Below are 17,717 nucleotides of genomic sequence, written 5' to 3' on the forward strand. Positions count from 1 at the left end.
AATAAAAAAACAAGCGCAAATCAATTTGCGCTTGTTTTACTGGCCGAGCTTTTCTATATTATTCCGGAGCTCCTGAAGTTCCTGGATCGTCTTTAACAGTTCTGTATTTTCTAAAAGAGCAGCCGGGTCAAGTGTACCGTTTTCGAGCTTGCTGTTTACTTCATTTAAACCTGATTCAAGCTGTGCACTGTAATCAAGGAGCTTTTCATGCACGCTTTCCGCAATGACCGGCGCTTCCATTTGCTGTACCTGGTCAATTTCCTGCTGCATGTTTTCAAGCTTTTCTTGTGCATCCTCCATCAAGTTCGGATTTGATGCAGCATTTTCAAGCAGCGCCGGAATATCACTTGCAAACTGCTGTGTTTCATCCAAAAAGCCTGATATATCATTGGCATAGGTTAACGTATCATTGGCTTGGTCGAGCAGGCTGCACCCGCTTAATAGAATAGCAGACAGCCCGGCAGCCGCGGCCCATTTTAACATCATATCGTTTCCTCCTGTTTCTTCGTTATCTAGTATACGAATGATACAAGCAAATGGATTCATTTCTTTTCACAAAAAATTCACCAGCTTTGAGCCGGTGAATGAGGGTGTAGACAAAATAAGAAAGCAGGCTGAGTGAAAACGCCTGCTCTTCCAGGAACGCCGCCGGCTGAGAAGTGATTGACCTTTTTCGGGTCATGAATATTCGCAGACGGCAAGTGACGCTGAAAGCGGACGTTTGCGGGCAGCCTTATTCAACGAGATGCAGCCGGTAAAGCCGCCCTGCTGCTTCTTCTATTCGCTGTGCCGTTCCTTCTTCAAAGGCAACTAAAAAACAAGTAGATGGTCCGGCTGATTTTTTGGTATCCAGCTCGCAGCGACCCTTTTTGCCGGAAAGCTGCTCAAGTTCATAGGCAATTCCTTTTGACCCGACAGGCAAAACAGCCCGGACACCTTCCATTTTGACGATTTGGTGAAAAACAGCAAGAGGCGCTACATCCTCTGCGCATTCCAGTACTTCATTGCCGACGAGCGGCTTGCCAACGACACCGTACTGTACTTCACTTCCTTCTACACAGCCGGCTTCCCGAGCATCCCGACCGATAATGACCATGCCGGCAGCTGACTGAAGCATGCTGAAGTTTGATTCTGTACTGCCGGTCACCTCCAGTGCACAGCCAAGCTCAGCAGCTGCCCGCTGAACCCCTTCCTCGAGCGCCTTCCACGCCGCATCTCCGGAGAAATTATGAAGAACTGCCGCAAACGGCTCTCCGCCCGCAGCGATACATTCCATTAAAGCAACCCGGGCTGAAAAGTAACCAACTACTTCGTACGGAGCCCGGACGGCATCATGCTCTTTTTCTCCAATAGCCCCGCTGTTATCAGCAGCAATAATGAGACCGTTTGTCCGAATCACATCACGCATAAAAATGGCCATACCGTTTCTTAAATAGGGGTACAAGGCGGGGAAGCAATATATAAGCGGCCGCACCGTTGGCCAAAGCAGCAACTCCAATCGCCGGTACCGAGCTTACATAAAAGACCATACCCATAAAGGGGATAAACAGCGCCGGCAGCACGATTCCATTTAAAAAGACAAAGACCGGCAGGGCAATCCATTTCCGGCCTGACCGGTATATCCGGCCGAAAACCCACATAACGGCGGCCATTTCCACTGCCACAATCCCGTGCAGCGGCCCCATCGGAAAGCCGCCGAACAGCGCCGAGACGATATGGCCAAAAGCACCGATCAAGGCACCTGCGGCCGGGCCCAGCAAAACCGCACCAATCAGTGCCGGAAATGAATCAAGCGCCACACTCGAAACAGGTACCGGTACTTTTATCATCCCGCCTGCCACAGACAGCGCAATAAACAGCGCCAGCCAGCTTACTTTTCCCGCTCTCATGATTTGTCCTCTTTCCGTTTTCCTTTCCGGAAAACATTGGCGCTCCGCACGTACTCCACGTCTTTCACGCCTTCACGAAAGTTAATGACACGGGCAATGGCAAAGAAATAGTCTGACAAACGGTTTAAATATTTCAGCGTCACCGGGTGCACTTCTTCACCCGTGCGCATAAGCGCGACAACAAGACGCTCCGCCCGGCGCGCTACTGTGCGTGCCAAATGAATATGGGCAGAGCCTTTTGAGCCGCCCGGCAGGATAAATCGTTCCAGCTCCGGCGCTTCCTGAATATACGTGTCAATTTTTGCTTCCATGTTATCAATCGATTCCTGCTGCAGCTTAAAACCACGCTTCCCGTTGATCGTGGCCAGATCGCCGCCACAGTCGAACAATTCATGCTGAATGGTTTCAAGATCCGCCAGAATATCATGAAACTTAACCGGATCAAGCTCAGTCATCGCTATGCCGACAACCGAATTTAATTCATCAACTGTGCCATAGGCGTCTACCCGGACATTGTCTTTGCCAACCCGCCCTCCGATAATGCTCGTTTCTCCTTTGTCGCCTGTTCGTGTATACAGTCTCATTCTGTTTCCTCCTTTATTGTTTCGGCAATACCATACCAGACGGTGTCTACACGCCTGGAGGCAGCTGCCGTATCTTGAAAACACCAGCCCGCTGCATCACGGAAAAAACGGTCAAAAGCATTCATTGGCACAATGCCTTTTGTAATATCCGTCCCAATCAAAATCACTGTCCGGTCTTCTTTTTGCCACTTCTCCAGCTGTTTTCGAAACAGCAGCCGGGCTTCCTCCGGTGTTCCAGACCGCTCCAGCAGGGCACGTATATACCGCTCTACCCCTTCCAGTACAACGATTTCTTCCCTTAATTCAGGTGCTTCCTTTTCTTTATAAAACGAATGCCACTGGTGCGGTGTCTGCTCCAGCTTATAAAAAGCGGTCACCCATTTTTTTTTGCCATTAAAGGCACCGCCCGTAACGAAGTGCATCGTTTCCCCCTCCTCATGTCGGCCAGACTTCCCGAAAGCTCGAACCCCTGCCCGTTTTCTGATGTCCATTCACCGAATCCTTTTGCTTCCGGTGCCCAAACTGATAATAAATGGCGGATCACACCGCCATGGGTGACAAGCGCCGTACGCTGGATGTTCCGCTCAGCCATTTCGTTTAATACATCGCAAAACCCTTCTTCCACCCGTTTGGCGAAGGAGGCATACGAATCGCCGCCCGGTACTGGAAGAGAGTAGTCCTCAAGCCAGCGCTGATAAGCAGGTTCATGCTCCAGCTCAACATGCGTTTTCCCTTCCCACTCCCCAAAATGAAACTCACGCAGCTTGTCGAACACGGTTTGCGGCTGCGGCCAAAACACTTTGGCAGTTTGCCTGCAGCGCACTAAATCACTTGTTACGATCCAGTCATATTCTGCCATTGGCCGCCAAAGCGCCGCTCTCCCGCTTTCGCTGAGCGGCACATCGGTCCAGCCGCAAAATTGCTTCCTCTCGTTTGCTTCTGTTATCCCGTGCCGAAAGAGACCGACAGCCACACAATCATCCATAACAGCAGTTCCGCTCCTTCCTGTGAGGCACCGAGTAAATCTCCGGTCATTCCGCCGAATTCTTTTTTCATGGCGCCTTTTATCCATATAAAATATATCAACGAAGCACCTGCCATTACCCAAAACATGGGGTGAAGCGCATAAACAAGCACAACCGCCAGGAAAAAACAGCCATAGACAAACGGCAATGAAGCAGAACGCCCTTGTTGAAAAAAAGCGGCTAAGCCTTCTTCTTTCGCCGGCGGTACGTACTGAAGCAGAAGGCCGGTCAGCGCCTGTGCAAAAAACGGGATAAGAACGATGCTGTACGTATACGCACTGCCAGCACGCACCGTTTCGTAAATAAATAGAAACTTAGCCGCTAAAAGCAAAACAAGGGCCAGGACTCCAAATGCACCCATATGGGGATCTTTTAAAATAGCAAGCCTCTTTTCCTTATCGCGAAAGGAAAAATGGGCGTCTGCCCAGTCCATCCATCCGTCCAAATGCAGTCCTCCGGTCAACGCAATGGGCAGCAGCCAGATAAGAAACGCAGCGGACAGCGCTGAAAAGGGACTCCATTCCAGCAGCATCCAAAAAGTGCCGGCATAGATACATCCTTTCGCCACACCAAGCAGCGGCAGTAAATGCAGAACAGCTTTTCGCTCAGCCCGCTCCATGGGCAAAGTTCGGTGCAAAGGCACGATCGTAAAAAACTGCAGGATGATCCCGGCAGCGTATAAGTAGGATTTCATTGCCGATCCTCCAAAATAGCCGCAAACGCCGGCCAATCAAGATGTTTCTCAAGATGAGCAGCAATCCGGTCATAGGTGCCATCCCGGTTTATATCTGCCGGCGGCCGCTTCGTCAGGCCCTTTGCCTGACGAAGCCTATTCAGCCAGTCGGCTCGAAAAGCATCATTGTAAAATAAATGATGTAAGTACGTGCCGCAGAGCTGCCCATCTTCTGAACGATAGCCGTCCGCATGCGAAGCCCCCGTTAAAAATGGCGGGCCGTCTACGGTCGTCCGGCCAAAGTGAATTTCATAACCGGACAGCGGAATCCCATTCGCTGTTCCTGTTGTACGGATGACCGTTTTTTTCTTTTGGAATACCGTATCAGCCGGAATCAGGCTAAGTGCTCGTTCGATCGAACCCGGCACTCCGGTGTCACGGCCTTCTGGATCAATCAGCTCTCTTCCCATGAGCTGAAAGCCGCCGCATAAGCCCATAACCGTTCCTCCTTTTTCCGCAAAGGAACAGATTTTTTGGGCGAGGCCGGTGTCTTTTAAAAAGCGAAGATCCGCAAAAGCGCTTTTTGTACCTGGAATAATGACAGCATCCGGCTGCCCAAACGTATCCGCACTGCCCACCCAGCGCACACTCACATCTTCTTCAAATGCAAACGGTTCTATATCACTTCCATTGGATACGTACGGCAGACGGATAACAGCAAGCTCTATTTGGGCTCCTTCCCGGTTTACATTGCGGATCGAAAGAGAATCCTCTCCTTCAAGCGCATGCCCCGGCAAAAATGGAAGAACCGCGAGAACAGGGATACCTGTATAATCTTCGATCCACTTTTTCCCGTCTTCAAAGAAAGCAGGGTCACCGTGAAACCTGTTTACGATAATGCCTTTTACCCTCCTGCGTTCTTCTTCCTCTAAAAGAGCGAGTGTTCCGACAAGCGAGGCAAACAAGCCGCCGCGGTCGATATCTGCTGTTAAAAGAACGGGCACATCCGCAAGCTCCGCCGTTTTCATGTTCACGACTTCCCGTTTTTTCAAATTCATTTCAACAGGACTGCCAGCACCTTCAATCACAAGTGTATCGCCCAGCTTTTCTGCTTCTTTGAGCCCTGTTTGAATAGCGGAAATGGCCTGCTCATAATAGGACTTTCTGTACGCCATGCCGGACATGACTTCAAGCCTTTCCCCAAATAGCACAATTTCCGACGAGCCATTGCCCGCAGGCTTTAAAAGCAGCGGATTCATGAAGGGACTGGCCTCAAGGCCCGCCGCCTCGGCCTGCAGTCCCTGCGCCCGGCCGATTTCTTTTCCGTCAGCTGTCACATAGGAGTTATTCGATACATTTTGCGGCTTAAATGGAACAGGCCGGTATCCTTTTTGCAAAAGAAGACGGCAAAGAGCCGTCGCAATAAAGCTTTTTCCCGCATCGGAAGAGGTTCCTTGAATCATCACTCCGCGCATAAAATCCCGCCTTTCTTGACAATGGGAATACCATGCTCTACTAAAATAGCAATCTCGCATTCCTGTACAAGCCGCTGGTGAACCATGCCGAGCTTTTTCGCATATTGCGCCGTCAATTCACCCGGCATCGGCTCGAATGACAGCTCATTGGAAACAAGAACGACCGCATGCGTCCGGCCAGCCAGCGAAAGCAAATCACTTACGATTCGTTTGTCTGCTTCGGAGGCTGGCTTGTCCTCACGAAAAAACTCACCGGCCAAAAGCGTCGTAATACAATCGACCAGCAGTATATCAGACGGCGCTGTCTTGATCTGGCCCAGGTCAACAGATTGTTCCACCGTTGTCCATCTGGCACCTGAGTTTGCCCGGCGATCTTGATGGTGCCGGATACGTTCCTTCATTTCGCTGTCTGTCCGCTGTCCGCATGCTGCATAAACGAGCCGGCTTTCCTCACAGGCCAGCTGCATCGCTAGCTTTTCAGCCAGGCTGCTTTTTCCGCTGCGGACACCTCCCGTAATAAAAACGATCATTGTGCCTTCCACTCCTTTAGAGCAGTAAGCAGCTGCTCATTTTCCACCCTTCCTTTGACCGCAGAACGAAGCCATTTTCCATCCAGCCCGCGAAAGTTTTCTGTATGGCGCAGGACAACACCTTTCCCAAGCAAAAAGCGGAGCAGCGGCTTTTGGTCAACGAGTGCCGGATCCCGCAGTAAATAAAAATTTACAGCAGATGGAAGAACCATAAATCCTGCTTTCGCCAGCTCACTTGCGATCCAATCCCTTTCCTCTTCAATCCACTTTCTCGTCTGCTCGGCATGGAGCGTATCCTGCGCGATTCTTTCGGCGGTCCGAAGCGCAATCGCATTTACATTCCAGTGAGGCTGGTAAGGTGTAAGGGCATGAATGATTTCCTGTGAAGCCGCCACGTAGCCGATGCGCAGGCCGGCAACCGCGTACATTTTCGTCATGGAATGCAGCACCGCTAAATGAGGAAACGAAGCAATCTCTGCGACCAAAGACTCCCCGCTGTTAAAATCATAAAAAGCTTCATCCACAACAACCCATGTGCCAAACCGGCTGGTTTGGCGAAGCAGTGCAAGAAGCTCTTCCCTTTGAAACACCTGTCCGGTTGGATTGTTTGGCGTGCAGAGAAAGAGTACGGCTGCTTCTTTTGCCTGCTCGGCCAGTTCTTCAATTGGCAGCACCCAATTTTCCGGGTCAACCGGCACATGCCGAATCTCGCAGCCGTACGCCCGGCAGGCATCCTCATATTCAGAAAAAGCCGGCGTCGCAATCACCACTTTGCGGCCGGCAGCATGGCGGGCAATAAAATGAATAATCTCGGCCGCTCCATTGCCGAGCAAAAGATTTCCCGAACCAATGGAAAATCGGGCGGCAATGGCTGCTTTGGCTGCTTTACCGGACGGGTCCGGATAGTCTTCCACCACTTCAAAAAGGGACGGCCATGTTTCTTTGAGCCAGCGGGGCGGCCCATACGGATTTGTATTTACACTAAAATCTATCATGCTTTCCGGCTTTTCTACACCCGATGCCTCATATAAATGACCGGGGTTAGCCCCATGTGATGGCAGCTTCATAAATGATCACTCCTGCAAGGAACAGCAGCACAAATAAATAAGCAGCTCGTTCCATTAATTTAGCGGCTTCGATAATGTGTTCCGCGCGGCGGGGGCGAATGGCCTCTCCCATTCGGGCACGGTCTGACACAATGCCTTTGTATGTATTTAATCCACCCAGCTCAATTTGAAGCAGCCCCGCTACAGCTGCTTCGCACCAGCCGCTGTTCGGCGATGGATGCTTTTTCGCATCGCGCCGTACGATATGCCATGCATACCCCCGTCCTCCCTGCGGCTTTTTGGCCGCTAAAATAAGCAGGACGGCGGTCAAACGGGCAGGAATAAAATTAACGATATCATCAAAACGGGCAGATGCCGTGCCGAATCTGCCGTACCGTTCGTTTCGATACCCAACCATCGAATCACACGTATTGACAGCACGGTACAGGAGGGCAGCTCCGCCTCCGCCAACCATTGCCCAGAACAGCGGAGCGATCACGCCATCCGATGTATTTTCTGCGACAGTTTCTACCGCCCCGCGCGTAATTTCCCCTTCATCAAGCTTTTCCGTGTCACGCCCGACGATCCACGAAAGCTTATGGCGCGCTTCCTTCATATCACCGGCCATAAGCGGGTGATACACATCCATTCCTGCTTCTTTCAAGCTTCGCGGTGCAATTGATGCCCAGATCATGACGGCTTCTAAAGCAATGGATAAAAAAGGATGAAGACGGGCAGCGAGTGCCAGCGCGCCAAATGAACATACACCGGTCACGAAAAGAACAACGGCCAGCATAGCCAGTCCTTTTTCGAAACGGCGGGCTCCTTTATTCCACTTTCTGTCCAACAAAGCAATCAGCGCGCCAAACCATTTAACCGGATGCGGCCAGCTGCGCGGATCACCAACAAGCCAGTCCAGAAACAGGGCGATGACGATTGCCGCCGCATGCCCGATCACAGGCCGCCCTTTCTGCGGGCTGTTTTTTCAAGAGACGCCGTCACTGATTGATAGACCGCCCGGCCAATCGCAATGCCAAGCGGCGTAACCGATCCGGCAAACTGCTGATAGGAACCGTTCTGTGTTGCTGCTATTAATATACTATCTGTTGAAGTGCCCGTTGCCGTTGTTCCCGTACTCACATCCAACACTCCTCTATCCGCAAGCGCTTTTGTTTTTGCCTCGGTAGCTGTCATAATCCCTTGGACAAAAGCTTCTTCTGATAATTTTCCATTTACAAAAACCCATATATTGATCGTTCCTGGCGCAGGATGCTGCTTCCAGCTGCTGCGCGGATGCGTAACATCTACTGCATTGCCGGCACCAGCTGTTGCCACCGCAAAAACATAAGCATCTTCCTGCACTTCTTTTCGCCAGGCTGCATCCTCCATATAAACGGCCGTCATCATTCCAACTGTTTCCTGCAGGTTAAATCCATTTTCTATAAAAAAAGCAGCCGCTTCCTGCTCATAGTTATCGATATTGTAATGCTTGTCCACATGGCGGTTTACAAATGTGCTCCGCCATCCCCAGCCGGCGCCAATCACGCCGGATGACAGCGATTTAAGAGGAACGGGTGAACGAAGCACCAGGTGCCCGCCATGATGCTCAAGCAAATGCGCATCAATGTCAACGGCTTCTTTTGACAGAACCCTTTCCGGCAGGATACTGATCTGCGGCTTTGGCACTTCCGGATGCGGCTGCTTTTGTACCTCTGTGCTGTACACATCCCGAATTTCCTGCTCCACCATTAGATCAACCGGCTGGCCAAGCGCATGAATCCTTCCTTTGTTCATAAGCAGCAGCCGCTCGCAGTATAAAGAAGATAAATTTAAGTCATGAAAAATGGAAACGACCGTTAATCCATCTGCTGCCATTCTTTTCAGCAAATCGAGCAGGTCTTTTTGAAAAGGCAGATCTAAATGGTTGGTCGGTTCATCAAGCAGCAGAATTTCCGGCTCCTGTGCCAGTGCCTGTGCAAGGAAAACACGCTGCCGTTCACCGCCGGACAGGGCAGACAGCGGTTTTTCAGAAAATGCTGCTGTTCCGGTCCGCTGCATCGCTTCCTGTACCATTTCTTCGTCCCGCTCGGTCCATGATTTAAAAAAACCGGTTTGATGCGCGTACCGTCCAAGCGACACCGTTTCTTTTACCGTATAAGCAAATTGGCTGGACGTCATTTGCGGAAGAACCGCTACAATGCGCGCCAGCTCTTTCGGACTGTATGAATCAATCGGTCTTCCCTTTATGAGAACTTCTCCCGCAGCCGGCTTGATCAGACCACTGATCATATTCAGTAAAGTTGATTTACCACTTCCATTCGGCCCCAAAATACCGAATAATTCTCCCTGTTTAACAGAAAAGGATACGCCGCGGACAATAAGCCCGCTTCCGTATCCTCCTGAAAGCTCGTTCACTTGCAGCATCACGCGACGCCCCCTTTTCTTTTTCGGTTCATTAAAATAATTGCAAATACCGGTGCACCAATCAGCGATGTAATGACGCCAATGGGCAGCTCTGTCGGTGAAATGATCGTACGGGCGGCAAGATCTGCTAAAATTAAAAAACCCGCTCCCGCAATCATCGAGACTGGCAGCAAATGCCGATGATCTGGTCCAATTAAAAGCCGGACAAAATGGGGAATCACAAGCCCTACAAATCCAATCGTCCCTGATACTGCAACAGCAGCGCCTGTCAGTACCGAGCCGGCAATCATAACCATCATTTTTTTTCGTTGAACATCAATGCCAAGATGCCGGGCTTTTTCCTCTCCGAATGACATCGCGTTCAATTCTGGTGCCAAATACATCAGCCAGCAAGAGCCGATTATAAAAAACGGCAGCAGCAAGCTGATATACGACCACCCACGCATGGATACACTTCCCATCAGCCAGCCGATAATCTGTCTGAGCTCATCTCCTGTCAAAGCAATCATAAGAGAAATAAAAGCACCAAGAAATGAACTGAAAATAATACCGGTTAAAATAATCGTCTCCAGTTTCATTGACTGCTCAATCATCCGTGCAAACAAAAGAACAGAGAAAATAGTCAACACCGCAGCTGCGATACTAATGATAGGCAGCGTAAAGTTTCCTATAAAAGGAAGAGCCCAGCCAAAAAATAGCACCATTACCGCACCAAGAGACGCCCCTGATGAAACACCAAGCGTATAAGGATCTGCCAGCGGGTTACGGAGCAACCCTTGAAATGAAGCACCCGCAATAGAAAGCGAGGCACCGACAAGTCCGGCAAGCATTACGCGTGGAAGACGAATTTTCCAGACAATATTATGGAAAGCTTCATCTATGCCATTAAGACTTGTCCCAAATGTATGATGAGAGAGGATAATGGCAATTTGCATAAATGGGATGTGAATAGAGCCAACTGCAATTCCTGTAAAAACAGAGAAAACAAGAAATAGCAGAGCGGCCGGATACACCCATTTTTTACTGTGTGAAAACATCTGGATATACGGCTTCAGCCAGCGCTTCTACACCTTCTACTAAACGCGGTCCGGGACGGCTGACAAGATCGGAGTTTACATCTACGACTGATTTATTTTCTACAGCCGGGATTGTAGACCAGCCTTGGCGTGCCATCAATTGTTCTACCGCATTTTCTGTATAATAGCCGTATGTAGTAACAATTACGTCTGGATTTGCTTTAATAACTGCTTCTTCTGAAACCTGAGCCCATCCTGCCTGACTGCTCATCGCATTATTTGCATGAATTAACTCAAGCATTTCGTTCATAAATGTATTCTTCCCTGGTGTAAAAAGATTAGGCGCAGGTGACACTTCGATATAAACAGACTTTTCGTCTTCTCCTTTAATCCCGCTTGCTTTTTCTTCAATCTCAGCAAGCCCTTCTTTCATTTCCTTTACTTCTGCATCTGCTTCTTTCTTTTTACCCGTTGCTTCACCAATCATTTCAATCGAATCGTATACTTGTTCAAAATTTTGCGCATCATTTACAACAAGCACATCGATACCGGCATCCCGGAGCTGCTGAAGCCCTTCTTTTGAATTATGAGCACTTGAAGCATGAGCAAGCACTAAATCAGTATCAAGACCGATAATTTTTTCTACATTAAATTCCGAACCGCCGATTTTTTCTTTTTGTGCTACTTCTTCCGGATAATTGTCAAAATCAGATACACCGGCAATTTCATCACCAAGCCCCAATTCAAAAGCGATTTCTGTATTGCTTGGAATTAAAGAAACTATTTTATCCGGTGCTTCTTCAATTTCTACTTTTGTTCCTTCTGCATCTGTAACGGTCACAGGAAAAGCAGCCGTTTCCTTCGCCGGCTCATTTTCTTTGGCTGTATCAGTCTTTTTTTCTTCCCCGCCTCCGCAGCCTGCTAAGAGTGCTGCTGATAGTCCAAGTGTGATCCACGTTTTTTTCATTTGTATTTCCTCCTTTTTTAACACACAAAAAAAAGCACCTCTGTTTAAAAAAAGGCGCGTGAAGAACCCGAAACCAGGGTTCGTCACACCACCTATCCGCGCAGGTTTTTGGTGCATGAGCAAGGCAGGTCTCCTGGCTTATGTTCATCGCACCCGGCGCCTTCCCGTGCTTTTGCACAGTGGCAAGTCTGCCGGATACTCCCATTTACAGTGGCGGGACCGCGCTGGACTTTCACCAGCTTCCCTTTTCAGAATCCGCACAAAGCGGCTTCACCTTGCTCATTTCCTATATGTTTTCCGTCATCGCTCATTATACCCGAAGAAGAGTCGAAACTGAATACTTTTTGAATATTCCGTTTTAGAGAGTGAGATAAAGGTTTATTGTTTAAAATAAGTGGAAGAGAAGAAATAAAGGAGGCGGGCTTCATGAACGGACTAACAGTCTTTCTGATTTTGGCCGTCATCATCATTGCAGGTTTTATCCTAATCCGCTTTATCCGAGGCTCATCCTATCCTGCCGATGCGCCTAAAGTTGACAGGCCGCCAGATGAAGAGGGCCAATTTATTAATCATCGTGACCCTTCACATGATGACAAACTTTAAAAAGAAAAAAAACGGCTCCAGCATAAACAATAGGTTGGAGCCGTTTTTCTGCACGTTTAAAAAAGATAATAATAAGGAAGAAAAACGATCCACTTCCGAACTTTACTTTTCGTGTACCGGTTTTTCAGCGATCAGAATGCCGTCTTCATCTGCGTACACATATTGCCCCGGCACAAATTCAGCGCCGCCAAATGTGACCGAAATGTCCCTTTCTCCCTCGCCTTTTTTCACGCTTTTAAACGGGTTGCTGCCGAGGGCTAAAACACCGATATTTTGTTTGGCAAGCTCTGCTGTATCACGCACACAGCCATTGATAATGATGCCTGCAAGTTTTCTTTCTTCCGCGATCGCACCTAGCAAATCGCCAACAAGTGCACAGTTTTTTGAGCCGCCTCCATCCACCACAAGAACATGCCCGGACGGAATCGTCTGCAGCGCCTGCTTTACAAGTACATTGTCTTCAAATACCTGCACGGTTGAAATAGGCCCATGAAATTGCTTTCTCCCCCCGTATGACTTCAGCTCAAGTCCGACGAGCATGAGTTCTTCTGCATAATGATCACATAAATCAGCTGTTTTAATCACCTTTATCATCTCCCTTTTCCTTTAGGTTCGACAAAACCTAATTGATCCCTTCAGGTTTTCATGAAGAAAACCCAGGGAAAAGAATGATAATTCATTTTGCAGGGAGGTTTATCATGAAACAGGTAATTGGCTTATTTGATGGAGAAATTGATGTGATTCGTAAAATAGAAGATTTAAAAGTAGAAGGATATGATCCCGCTAAAATAACAGCCCTTACAAAGGATGCCGATGTATACTTAACCATCCAAAATCGGACGGAAGCAAACGTAGAAACAGCCGGTCCTTCCTTAAAAGAAAAAGTAAAATCAATTTTCACCCGTGAAAAGCCGGTCAAAGATGCACTCATTGATTTCGGCTTATCCGAAGAAGATGCGGAAAAATACCATGAAGGGCTCGCAAAAGAAAAAGTGCTGCTCGTCACTGACGAACAGCACGCCGGTACTGCTTAAATAATAGCTGCACTGCTTCGCCGGCAGCACCCGGAAATGCCTTTTCACCAAGTGCCCGCAATGGTACGATTTCTTGAATGGAATTGGTCACAAACACTTCATCCGCCGCTTCTGCCTCGGCCGGCGTGTATAGGCCTTCCTCAACGCGGAGACCTGTATCACGGGCAATATCCATGACAAACCGGCGGGTAACGCCGCCCAAAATACCTGTTTGGAGCGCTGGCGTATACAGTGTTCCTTTTTTAATCCAAAACATATTCGATACTACGCCTTCTGCGACAAACCCGTCTTCGGTCAAAAATATCCCTTCTATAGAAGGATCACTCCCGGCTTCCCTTTTTCCAAAAATATTATTTAGATAATGATGGGATTTCAGCCGGCTTTCACCTTCCGGACGGTTCCGCCTCGTTTGGAGCCAAACACCCCTTTTTTCGGTCATTGGCCCGGCGGATGCCACCTTTTTTTGAAACACGATCACATTTGGTTTTTGATATGGAGCGGTCTGCAGCCCAATGTCTCCTTCTCCGGCTGACACATTAAAGCGGATGTACGCATCGCGCCATCCATTTGCTTCTTCCAGCTGCGCTAAAATATCCAGCACTTCTTCACGCACAACGTGCAGATCAATATGAAGCTCCTGCAAGCTTCGATTGAGCCGGTTTAGATGCTCGTCGAGTAAAAAAGGCGCTCCGTCATATGTGCGAAACGTTTCAAATACGCCGACACCGTATAAAAATCCATGGTCAAACGGAGAAATACGCACTTCGCTGTTCGGGATAACCTGTCCATTTACGTATGTGAACATGGCCGCTCCTTGTACGTATCCATAAAGTTTTGCAGCATTTCTTTTCCATATTCGGTCATAATAGACTCTGGATGAAACTGGACCGCTTCCACCGCGAGTGTTTTATGGCGGATGGCCATAATTTCACCTTCTTCTGTCCAGGCCGATATCTCAAAGCAGTCCGGCAGTGTCTCTCTTTTTACAATCAGTGAATGATAACGGGTTGCCCGAAATGGGCTTGGCAGTCCTTTGAAAATGGTTTTGCCATCATGAAAAACAGGCGACGTCTTGCCGTGCATCAGCCGCTCAGCGCGCACAACATCACCGCCGAAGCTTTGTGCAATCGACTGCTGGCCAAGACAAACCCCAAAAAGTGGAACCCGGCCTGATAGCTTTTCGACTGTCTCCAAGCTGATCCCCGCTTCATTCGGTGTGCACGGTCCCGGGCTGATCATCACAAAATCCGGTTTCATCTCCTCAATGGCGGCAACGGTTATTTCATCATTCCGCCGAACAACCAGATCCTCACCAAGTTCTCCAAGATATTGAACAAGGTTATACGTAAACGAATCATAATTATCAATCATCAAAATCATGTGTGTGCATCCTCCGCAAGTTCCATCGCCTTTAACATGGCGGCTGCTTTTTTCAGCGACTCTTTGTATTCATATTCCGGCTTTGAGTCAATGACAATGCCTGCACCGGCCTGGACATAACCATAGCCGCCTGCACTAAGCATGGTACGAATGACAATGTTTAGTTCCATGTCTCCGTTATAGCCAATCCAGCCGATGGAGCCTGTATAAATGCCGCGGCGTACCGGTTCAAGCTCTTCAATAATTTCCATCGTCCGCACTTTTGGCGCGCCGGTAATGGTTCCGCCTGGGAAAACAGCATCAATCACATCAGCATTTGTTTTCTTTTCCGCCAGCTCTCCGCATACATTAGACACAATGTGCATGACATGTGAATACTTTTCGATGACCATAAATTCATCCACATGAACAGAGCCGTAGCGGGAAACACGGCCCAGGTCATTGCGCTCCAAATCCACAAGCATTACGTGCTCAGCTCGTTCCTTTTCATTGTCGATGAGCTCTTTTGCAAGACGCTCATCCTCAGCGTCATCCTTACCGCGTGAACGCGTCCCGGCAATCGGCCGGGTTGACAGCTTCTGTCCGCTTTTTTTCACCAGCAGCTCCGGCGAGCCGGAAACGACTTGAAAGTCCGGTGTTTGAATATAAGCCATATAAGGAGAAGGATTCAAGTTGCGAAGCGCCGCGTACACAGCAAGCGGCGGTACGGTGAGAGGACGGGCACGGCGAACCGATAAATTCACCTGGAACACATCTCCTGCCGCAATATATTCACGAATCCGTTCAACCGCTTCTTTAAACTGTTCCTCCGGGAAAGAAACGTCTGTTTTATCCGTTCCCTGTCCAGATGTCCAATCTATCGGTTCCGCTGGGTCACACCATGCTTCAAACCACTCATCCAGTCCTTCTTCCGTTTCGGCAAGCTGCATTACAAAAAGCTCATTCGTGTGATGATCAAACGCCGCCCACTGATCAAAAAACAAAAAGCATGTATCCGGCAGGCCAGTATCATCCTCAGCATGATCCGGCAGATCTTCGATAAACCGGACATAGTCATAGCTGATCCAGCCAATAGCGCCGCCTTGAAAATCCGGCAGCCCATCCTTCCTCGCTACTTTGCGTTCGTCAAGAAGCGAAACAAGCGCATGAACCGGATTGCCGGCTATCCGCTTCTCTTTCCCATCTTTTTTTACAACAAGTCCTTCTTCAGCGGAAACCGCGATGGCGGAAGGCTGAATACCCGCAAAGCTATAGCGGCCGCCTCGGCCGCTTTCAAGCAGTGCATGATGGGACTCATTTTTTGAAAGTACTGTATATTGATGAAAAAATTGTTCATGTGTATATGACGTTTTTCGGTAAAAAATGTTCACGTGGTGCCACCTTTCGCATGTTGTTGCCCTTATCATAATACGGCGGCACCCATTTTGAAAATGTTATTTCACAGCGATAAAACGATTGACCGTAACGGGATATTTAGACGATACAAGTTCTGTCCAGCCGTTTAATACAGCTTCTTGTGCTGACTTGGCGGACATCTGCTGAAATAAGATCGTGGAAAAGCCGGCCGCTTTTAGTCTCTCCCAGTAACCGGCAAGTGATTCGGCGTATGGGTAGTCTGATGCCGAAGGCAGAGAGCTTGATTCTGCAAAATCCGCAACAAACCGGCCCTCTTCCTTCAACGCTTCATAGGCTTTAGCGGTCCATTGTGCTCCGTCCGCATACGGATGAACAGACAGCGGCGCTGCTACTGTATCAAATTTGTGGTGCTGAACCTGCGCAAACGAAACGACCGGCAAAACGGCTGCTCCCGCGTCTGAACACCGCGCTGTCAGCGTTTCAGAGCCGCCGATAATCATGACACGCTCTCCCTGCTGAGGTCGAATAGTAGTATATAAATTTCCTTGTTCAATCTTTAACGGCTTGTCTGTTTTGTTTTTGACGGTCATGACCGACGCCTCCTTTTTAAAATAAAAAAACCTTTCTTCACGAAATAAGAAGAAAGGTTTTCTAGTTAGTCTTCTTATCTCTCAGCTTTCGCTGCAAGAATTAGCACCGTGCCTGCAATAGGTCGGTTGCCGGGTGTCATAGGGCTTGTCCCTCTACCTGCTCTTGATAAGATGTATGCAATTGTCCGTTTATTTGTTAAGGAGGATTATGACATGTTTCATTTTACCTGTCAACCATGTTACAATTTTTAAAAAGACAACGGAGATGAAAAACATGAAAATTGCCTGTCTGCAAATGGATATAGCGTTTGGCGACCCGGAAGAAAATTACAGTCGGGCGGCAGACTTTTTAAAAAAAGCAAGCGAAGCCGGCTGCGAGCTGGCTGTGCTGCCAGAACTTTGGACAACCGGCTATGATTTAACGCGCCTGAATGAAATTGCGGACCGCGGAGCAGAGCGGGCCAAGCAGTTTTTAACAGAGGCAGCCCAAAAATACGGCATGCACATCGTCGGCGGCTCGGTTGCCAATGATACGGGCAGCGGTGTTAAAAATACAATGATTATCGTTGACAAAGACGGACGCCTCATTCATGAGTACAGCAAGCTGCACTTGTTCCGGCTTATGCATGAGGAAAAATATTTAATTGACGGCGAGGAAGATGGTTTGTTTGAGCTGGCCGGTGAAAAGATGGCTGGATTTATCTGCTATGACATTCGCTTCCCGGAATGGTTCCGTAAACAAGTTGTAAACGGCGCCCGTGTTTTATTCGTTCCTGCCGAATGGCCGCTCGCCCGTGTAGATCACTGGCGCACACTGCTCACGGCGCGCGCAATTGAAAATCAGGCTTATGTGATCGCCTGTAACCGATCTGGTTCCGACCCTGACAATCAGTTTGCCGGGCATTCTATGATTATCGGCCCGTGGGGTGAAGTGATTGCTGAAGCAGGCGAAGCGGAGGAAATGCTTATCGGTGAAATAGATTTTGGTGCGATTGATGAAATCCGCAGCCGCATTCCTGTTTTCGAAGACAGAAGAACATCGTTTTATTAAGCAAAAAGCGCCGCTGGCACATGCCGGCAGCGCTTTTTTATGGAGCCAGGTATATTTTCTGCAAGCAAAAATCC

General features: G+C 48.8%; 22 protein-coding genes and 2 riboswitches. Of the genes, 3 read left to right on the forward strand and 19 right to left on the reverse strand.

Features of this window, described 5'->3' with window-relative positions; all coding sequences use genetic code 11:
* Window positions 1-36: 36 nt before the first annotated feature.
* From L2D08_RS11165 to L2D08_RS11230, 14 genes are all read right to left on the reverse strand, one after another.
* Complete coding sequence (locus L2D08_RS11165) at window positions 37-486, reverse strand: DUF6376 family protein (protein WP_242233854.1); 450 nt, start codon at window positions 484-486, stop codon at window positions 37-39.
* A gap of 247 nt (window positions 487-733) precedes the next feature.
* Entirely contained in the window at window positions 734-1,408 is a 675-nt protein-coding gene (locus L2D08_RS11170; protein ID WP_242233855.1) for an ATP-binding protein, read from the reverse strand.
* Entirely contained in the window at window positions 1,401-1,889 is a 489-nt protein-coding gene (locus L2D08_RS11175) for an ECF transporter S component (RefSeq protein WP_242233856.1), read from the reverse strand. Before L2D08_RS11175 ends, L2D08_RS11170 begins: the two co-directional genes overlap by 8 nt.
* Window positions 1,886-2,473, reverse strand: coding sequence for a cob(I)yrinic acid a,c-diamide adenosyltransferase (locus tag L2D08_RS11180; protein ID WP_242233857.1), 588 nt, complete (start codon window positions 2,471-2,473; stop codon window positions 1,886-1,888). The genes L2D08_RS11175 and L2D08_RS11180 overlap by 4 nt, the downstream gene beginning before the upstream one ends.
* Window positions 2,470-2,895: a bifunctional adenosylcobinamide kinase/adenosylcobinamide-phosphate guanylyltransferase gene (locus L2D08_RS11185; protein ID WP_242233858.1), complete on the reverse strand. Its 426-nt coding sequence runs from the start codon at window positions 2,893-2,895 to the stop codon at window positions 2,470-2,472. Before L2D08_RS11185 ends, L2D08_RS11180 begins: the two co-directional genes overlap by 4 nt.
* Window positions 2,847-3,458, reverse strand: coding sequence for a histidine phosphatase family protein (locus L2D08_RS11190; protein WP_242233859.1), 612 nt, complete (start codon window positions 3,456-3,458; stop codon window positions 2,847-2,849). The genes L2D08_RS11185 and L2D08_RS11190 overlap by 49 nt, the downstream gene beginning before the upstream one ends.
* Window positions 3,416-4,192, reverse strand: coding sequence for an adenosylcobinamide-GDP ribazoletransferase (cobS, locus tag L2D08_RS11195; RefSeq protein ID WP_242233860.1), 777 nt, complete (start codon window positions 4,190-4,192; stop codon window positions 3,416-3,418). The genes L2D08_RS11190 and cobS overlap by 43 nt, the downstream gene beginning before the upstream one ends.
* Window positions 4,189-5,646 (reverse strand): cobyric acid synthase, encoded by a 1,458-nt coding sequence (locus L2D08_RS11200; protein ID WP_242233861.1) that lies wholly within the window; start codon window positions 5,644-5,646, stop codon window positions 4,189-4,191. Before L2D08_RS11200 ends, cobS begins: the two co-directional genes overlap by 4 nt.
* Complete coding sequence (locus L2D08_RS11205) at window positions 5,634-6,176, reverse strand: bifunctional adenosylcobinamide kinase/adenosylcobinamide-phosphate guanylyltransferase (protein WP_242233862.1); 543 nt, start codon at window positions 6,174-6,176, stop codon at window positions 5,634-5,636. Before L2D08_RS11205 ends, L2D08_RS11200 begins: the two co-directional genes overlap by 13 nt.
* On the reverse strand, window positions 6,173-7,243 hold the full coding sequence (gene cobD / locus L2D08_RS11210) for a threonine-phosphate decarboxylase CobD (protein WP_242233863.1): 1,071 nt from the start codon (window positions 7,241-7,243) through the stop codon (window positions 6,173-6,175). Before cobD ends, L2D08_RS11205 begins: the two co-directional genes overlap by 4 nt.
* Window positions 7,218-8,180: an adenosylcobinamide-phosphate synthase CbiB gene (gene cbiB / locus L2D08_RS11215; protein WP_242233864.1), complete on the reverse strand. Its 963-nt coding sequence runs from the start codon at window positions 8,178-8,180 to the stop codon at window positions 7,218-7,220. Before cbiB ends, cobD begins: the two co-directional genes overlap by 26 nt.
* On the reverse strand, window positions 8,177-9,646 hold the full coding sequence (locus tag L2D08_RS11220) for an adenosylcobinamide amidohydrolase (RefSeq protein ID WP_242233865.1): 1,470 nt from the start codon (window positions 9,644-9,646) through the stop codon (window positions 8,177-8,179). The genes cbiB and L2D08_RS11220 overlap by 4 nt, the downstream gene beginning before the upstream one ends.
* Window positions 9,646-10,683 carry a FecCD family ABC transporter permease gene (locus L2D08_RS11225; RefSeq protein WP_242233866.1) on the reverse strand — a complete coding sequence of 346 codons (1,038 nt, stop codon included), beginning with the start codon at window positions 10,681-10,683 and terminating at the stop codon, window positions 9,646-9,648. Before L2D08_RS11225 ends, L2D08_RS11220 begins: the two co-directional genes overlap by 1 nt.
* The gene (locus L2D08_RS11230) at window positions 10,667-11,629 is read right to left on the reverse strand and encodes an ABC transporter substrate-binding protein (protein WP_242233867.1); all 963 of its coding nucleotides are present in this window, start codon (window positions 11,627-11,629) and stop codon (window positions 10,667-10,669) included. Before L2D08_RS11230 ends, L2D08_RS11225 begins: the two co-directional genes overlap by 17 nt.
* 106 nt (window positions 11,630-11,735) lie before the next feature.
* Window positions 11,736-11,922: riboswitch (cobalamin riboswitch) on the reverse strand.
* Window positions 11,923-12,055: 133 nt separating this feature from the next.
* Here L2D08_RS11230 and L2D08_RS11235 point away from each other — a divergent pair.
* On the forward strand, window positions 12,056-12,232 hold the full coding sequence (locus L2D08_RS11235) for a hypothetical protein (RefSeq protein WP_242233868.1): 177 nt from the start codon (window positions 12,056-12,058) through the stop codon (window positions 12,230-12,232).
* Between the two features lie 102 nt (window positions 12,233-12,334).
* Here the strand turns inward: L2D08_RS11235 and rraA are convergent, their stop codons facing one another.
* On the reverse strand, window positions 12,335-12,817 hold the full coding sequence (gene rraA, locus L2D08_RS11240) for a ribonuclease E activity regulator RraA (protein WP_242233869.1): 483 nt from the start codon (window positions 12,815-12,817) through the stop codon (window positions 12,335-12,337).
* Between the two features lie 113 nt (window positions 12,818-12,930).
* Here rraA and L2D08_RS11245 point away from each other — a divergent pair, with 113 nt between their 5' ends.
* Window positions 12,931-13,266 carry a YflT domain-containing protein gene (locus L2D08_RS11245; RefSeq protein ID WP_242233870.1) on the forward strand — a complete coding sequence of 112 codons (336 nt, stop codon included), beginning with the start codon at window positions 12,931-12,933 and terminating at the stop codon, window positions 13,264-13,266.
* On the opposite strand, the gene pabC is transcribed toward L2D08_RS11245, so the two are convergent.
* From pabC to L2D08_RS11265, 4 genes are all read right to left on the reverse strand, one after another.
* Entirely contained in the window at window positions 13,235-14,071 is an 837-nt protein-coding gene (gene pabC / locus L2D08_RS11250) for an aminodeoxychorismate lyase (RefSeq protein WP_242233871.1), read from the reverse strand. The two genes, L2D08_RS11245 and pabC, sit on opposite strands and share 32 nt — an antisense overlap.
* Window positions 14,056-14,646, reverse strand: a complete 591-nt coding sequence (gene pabA / locus L2D08_RS11255; RefSeq protein WP_242233872.1) for an aminodeoxychorismate/anthranilate synthase component II — start codon at window positions 14,644-14,646, stop codon at window positions 14,056-14,058. The genes pabC and pabA overlap by 16 nt, the downstream gene beginning before the upstream one ends.
* Window positions 14,643-16,016 (reverse strand): anthranilate synthase component I family protein, encoded by a 1,374-nt coding sequence (locus L2D08_RS11260; protein WP_242233873.1) that lies wholly within the window; start codon window positions 16,014-16,016, stop codon window positions 14,643-14,645. Before L2D08_RS11260 ends, pabA begins: the two co-directional genes overlap by 4 nt.
* Before the next feature lie 63 nt (window positions 16,017-16,079).
* On the reverse strand, window positions 16,080-16,592 hold the full coding sequence (locus tag L2D08_RS11265) for a class I SAM-dependent methyltransferase (RefSeq protein WP_242233874.1): 513 nt from the start codon (window positions 16,590-16,592) through the stop codon (window positions 16,080-16,082).
* A gap of 71 nt (window positions 16,593-16,663) precedes the next feature.
* Window positions 16,664-16,765, reverse strand: a riboswitch (SAM riboswitch).
* Window positions 16,766-16,866: 101 nt separating this feature from the next.
* Between L2D08_RS11265 and L2D08_RS11270 the strand changes: the two genes are divergently transcribed.
* Window positions 16,867-17,643, forward strand: a complete 777-nt coding sequence (locus L2D08_RS11270) for a carbon-nitrogen family hydrolase (RefSeq protein ID WP_242233875.1) — start codon at window positions 16,867-16,869, stop codon at window positions 17,641-17,643.
* The last annotated feature ends 74 nt before the right edge of the window (window positions 17,644-17,717 follow it).

Origin of the sequence: Domibacillus sp. PGB-M46 (assembly GCF_022668875.1) — a bacterium.
In the GTDB taxonomy this organism is placed as follows: domain Bacteria; phylum Bacillota; class Bacilli; order Bacillales; family Domibacillaceae; genus Domibacillus.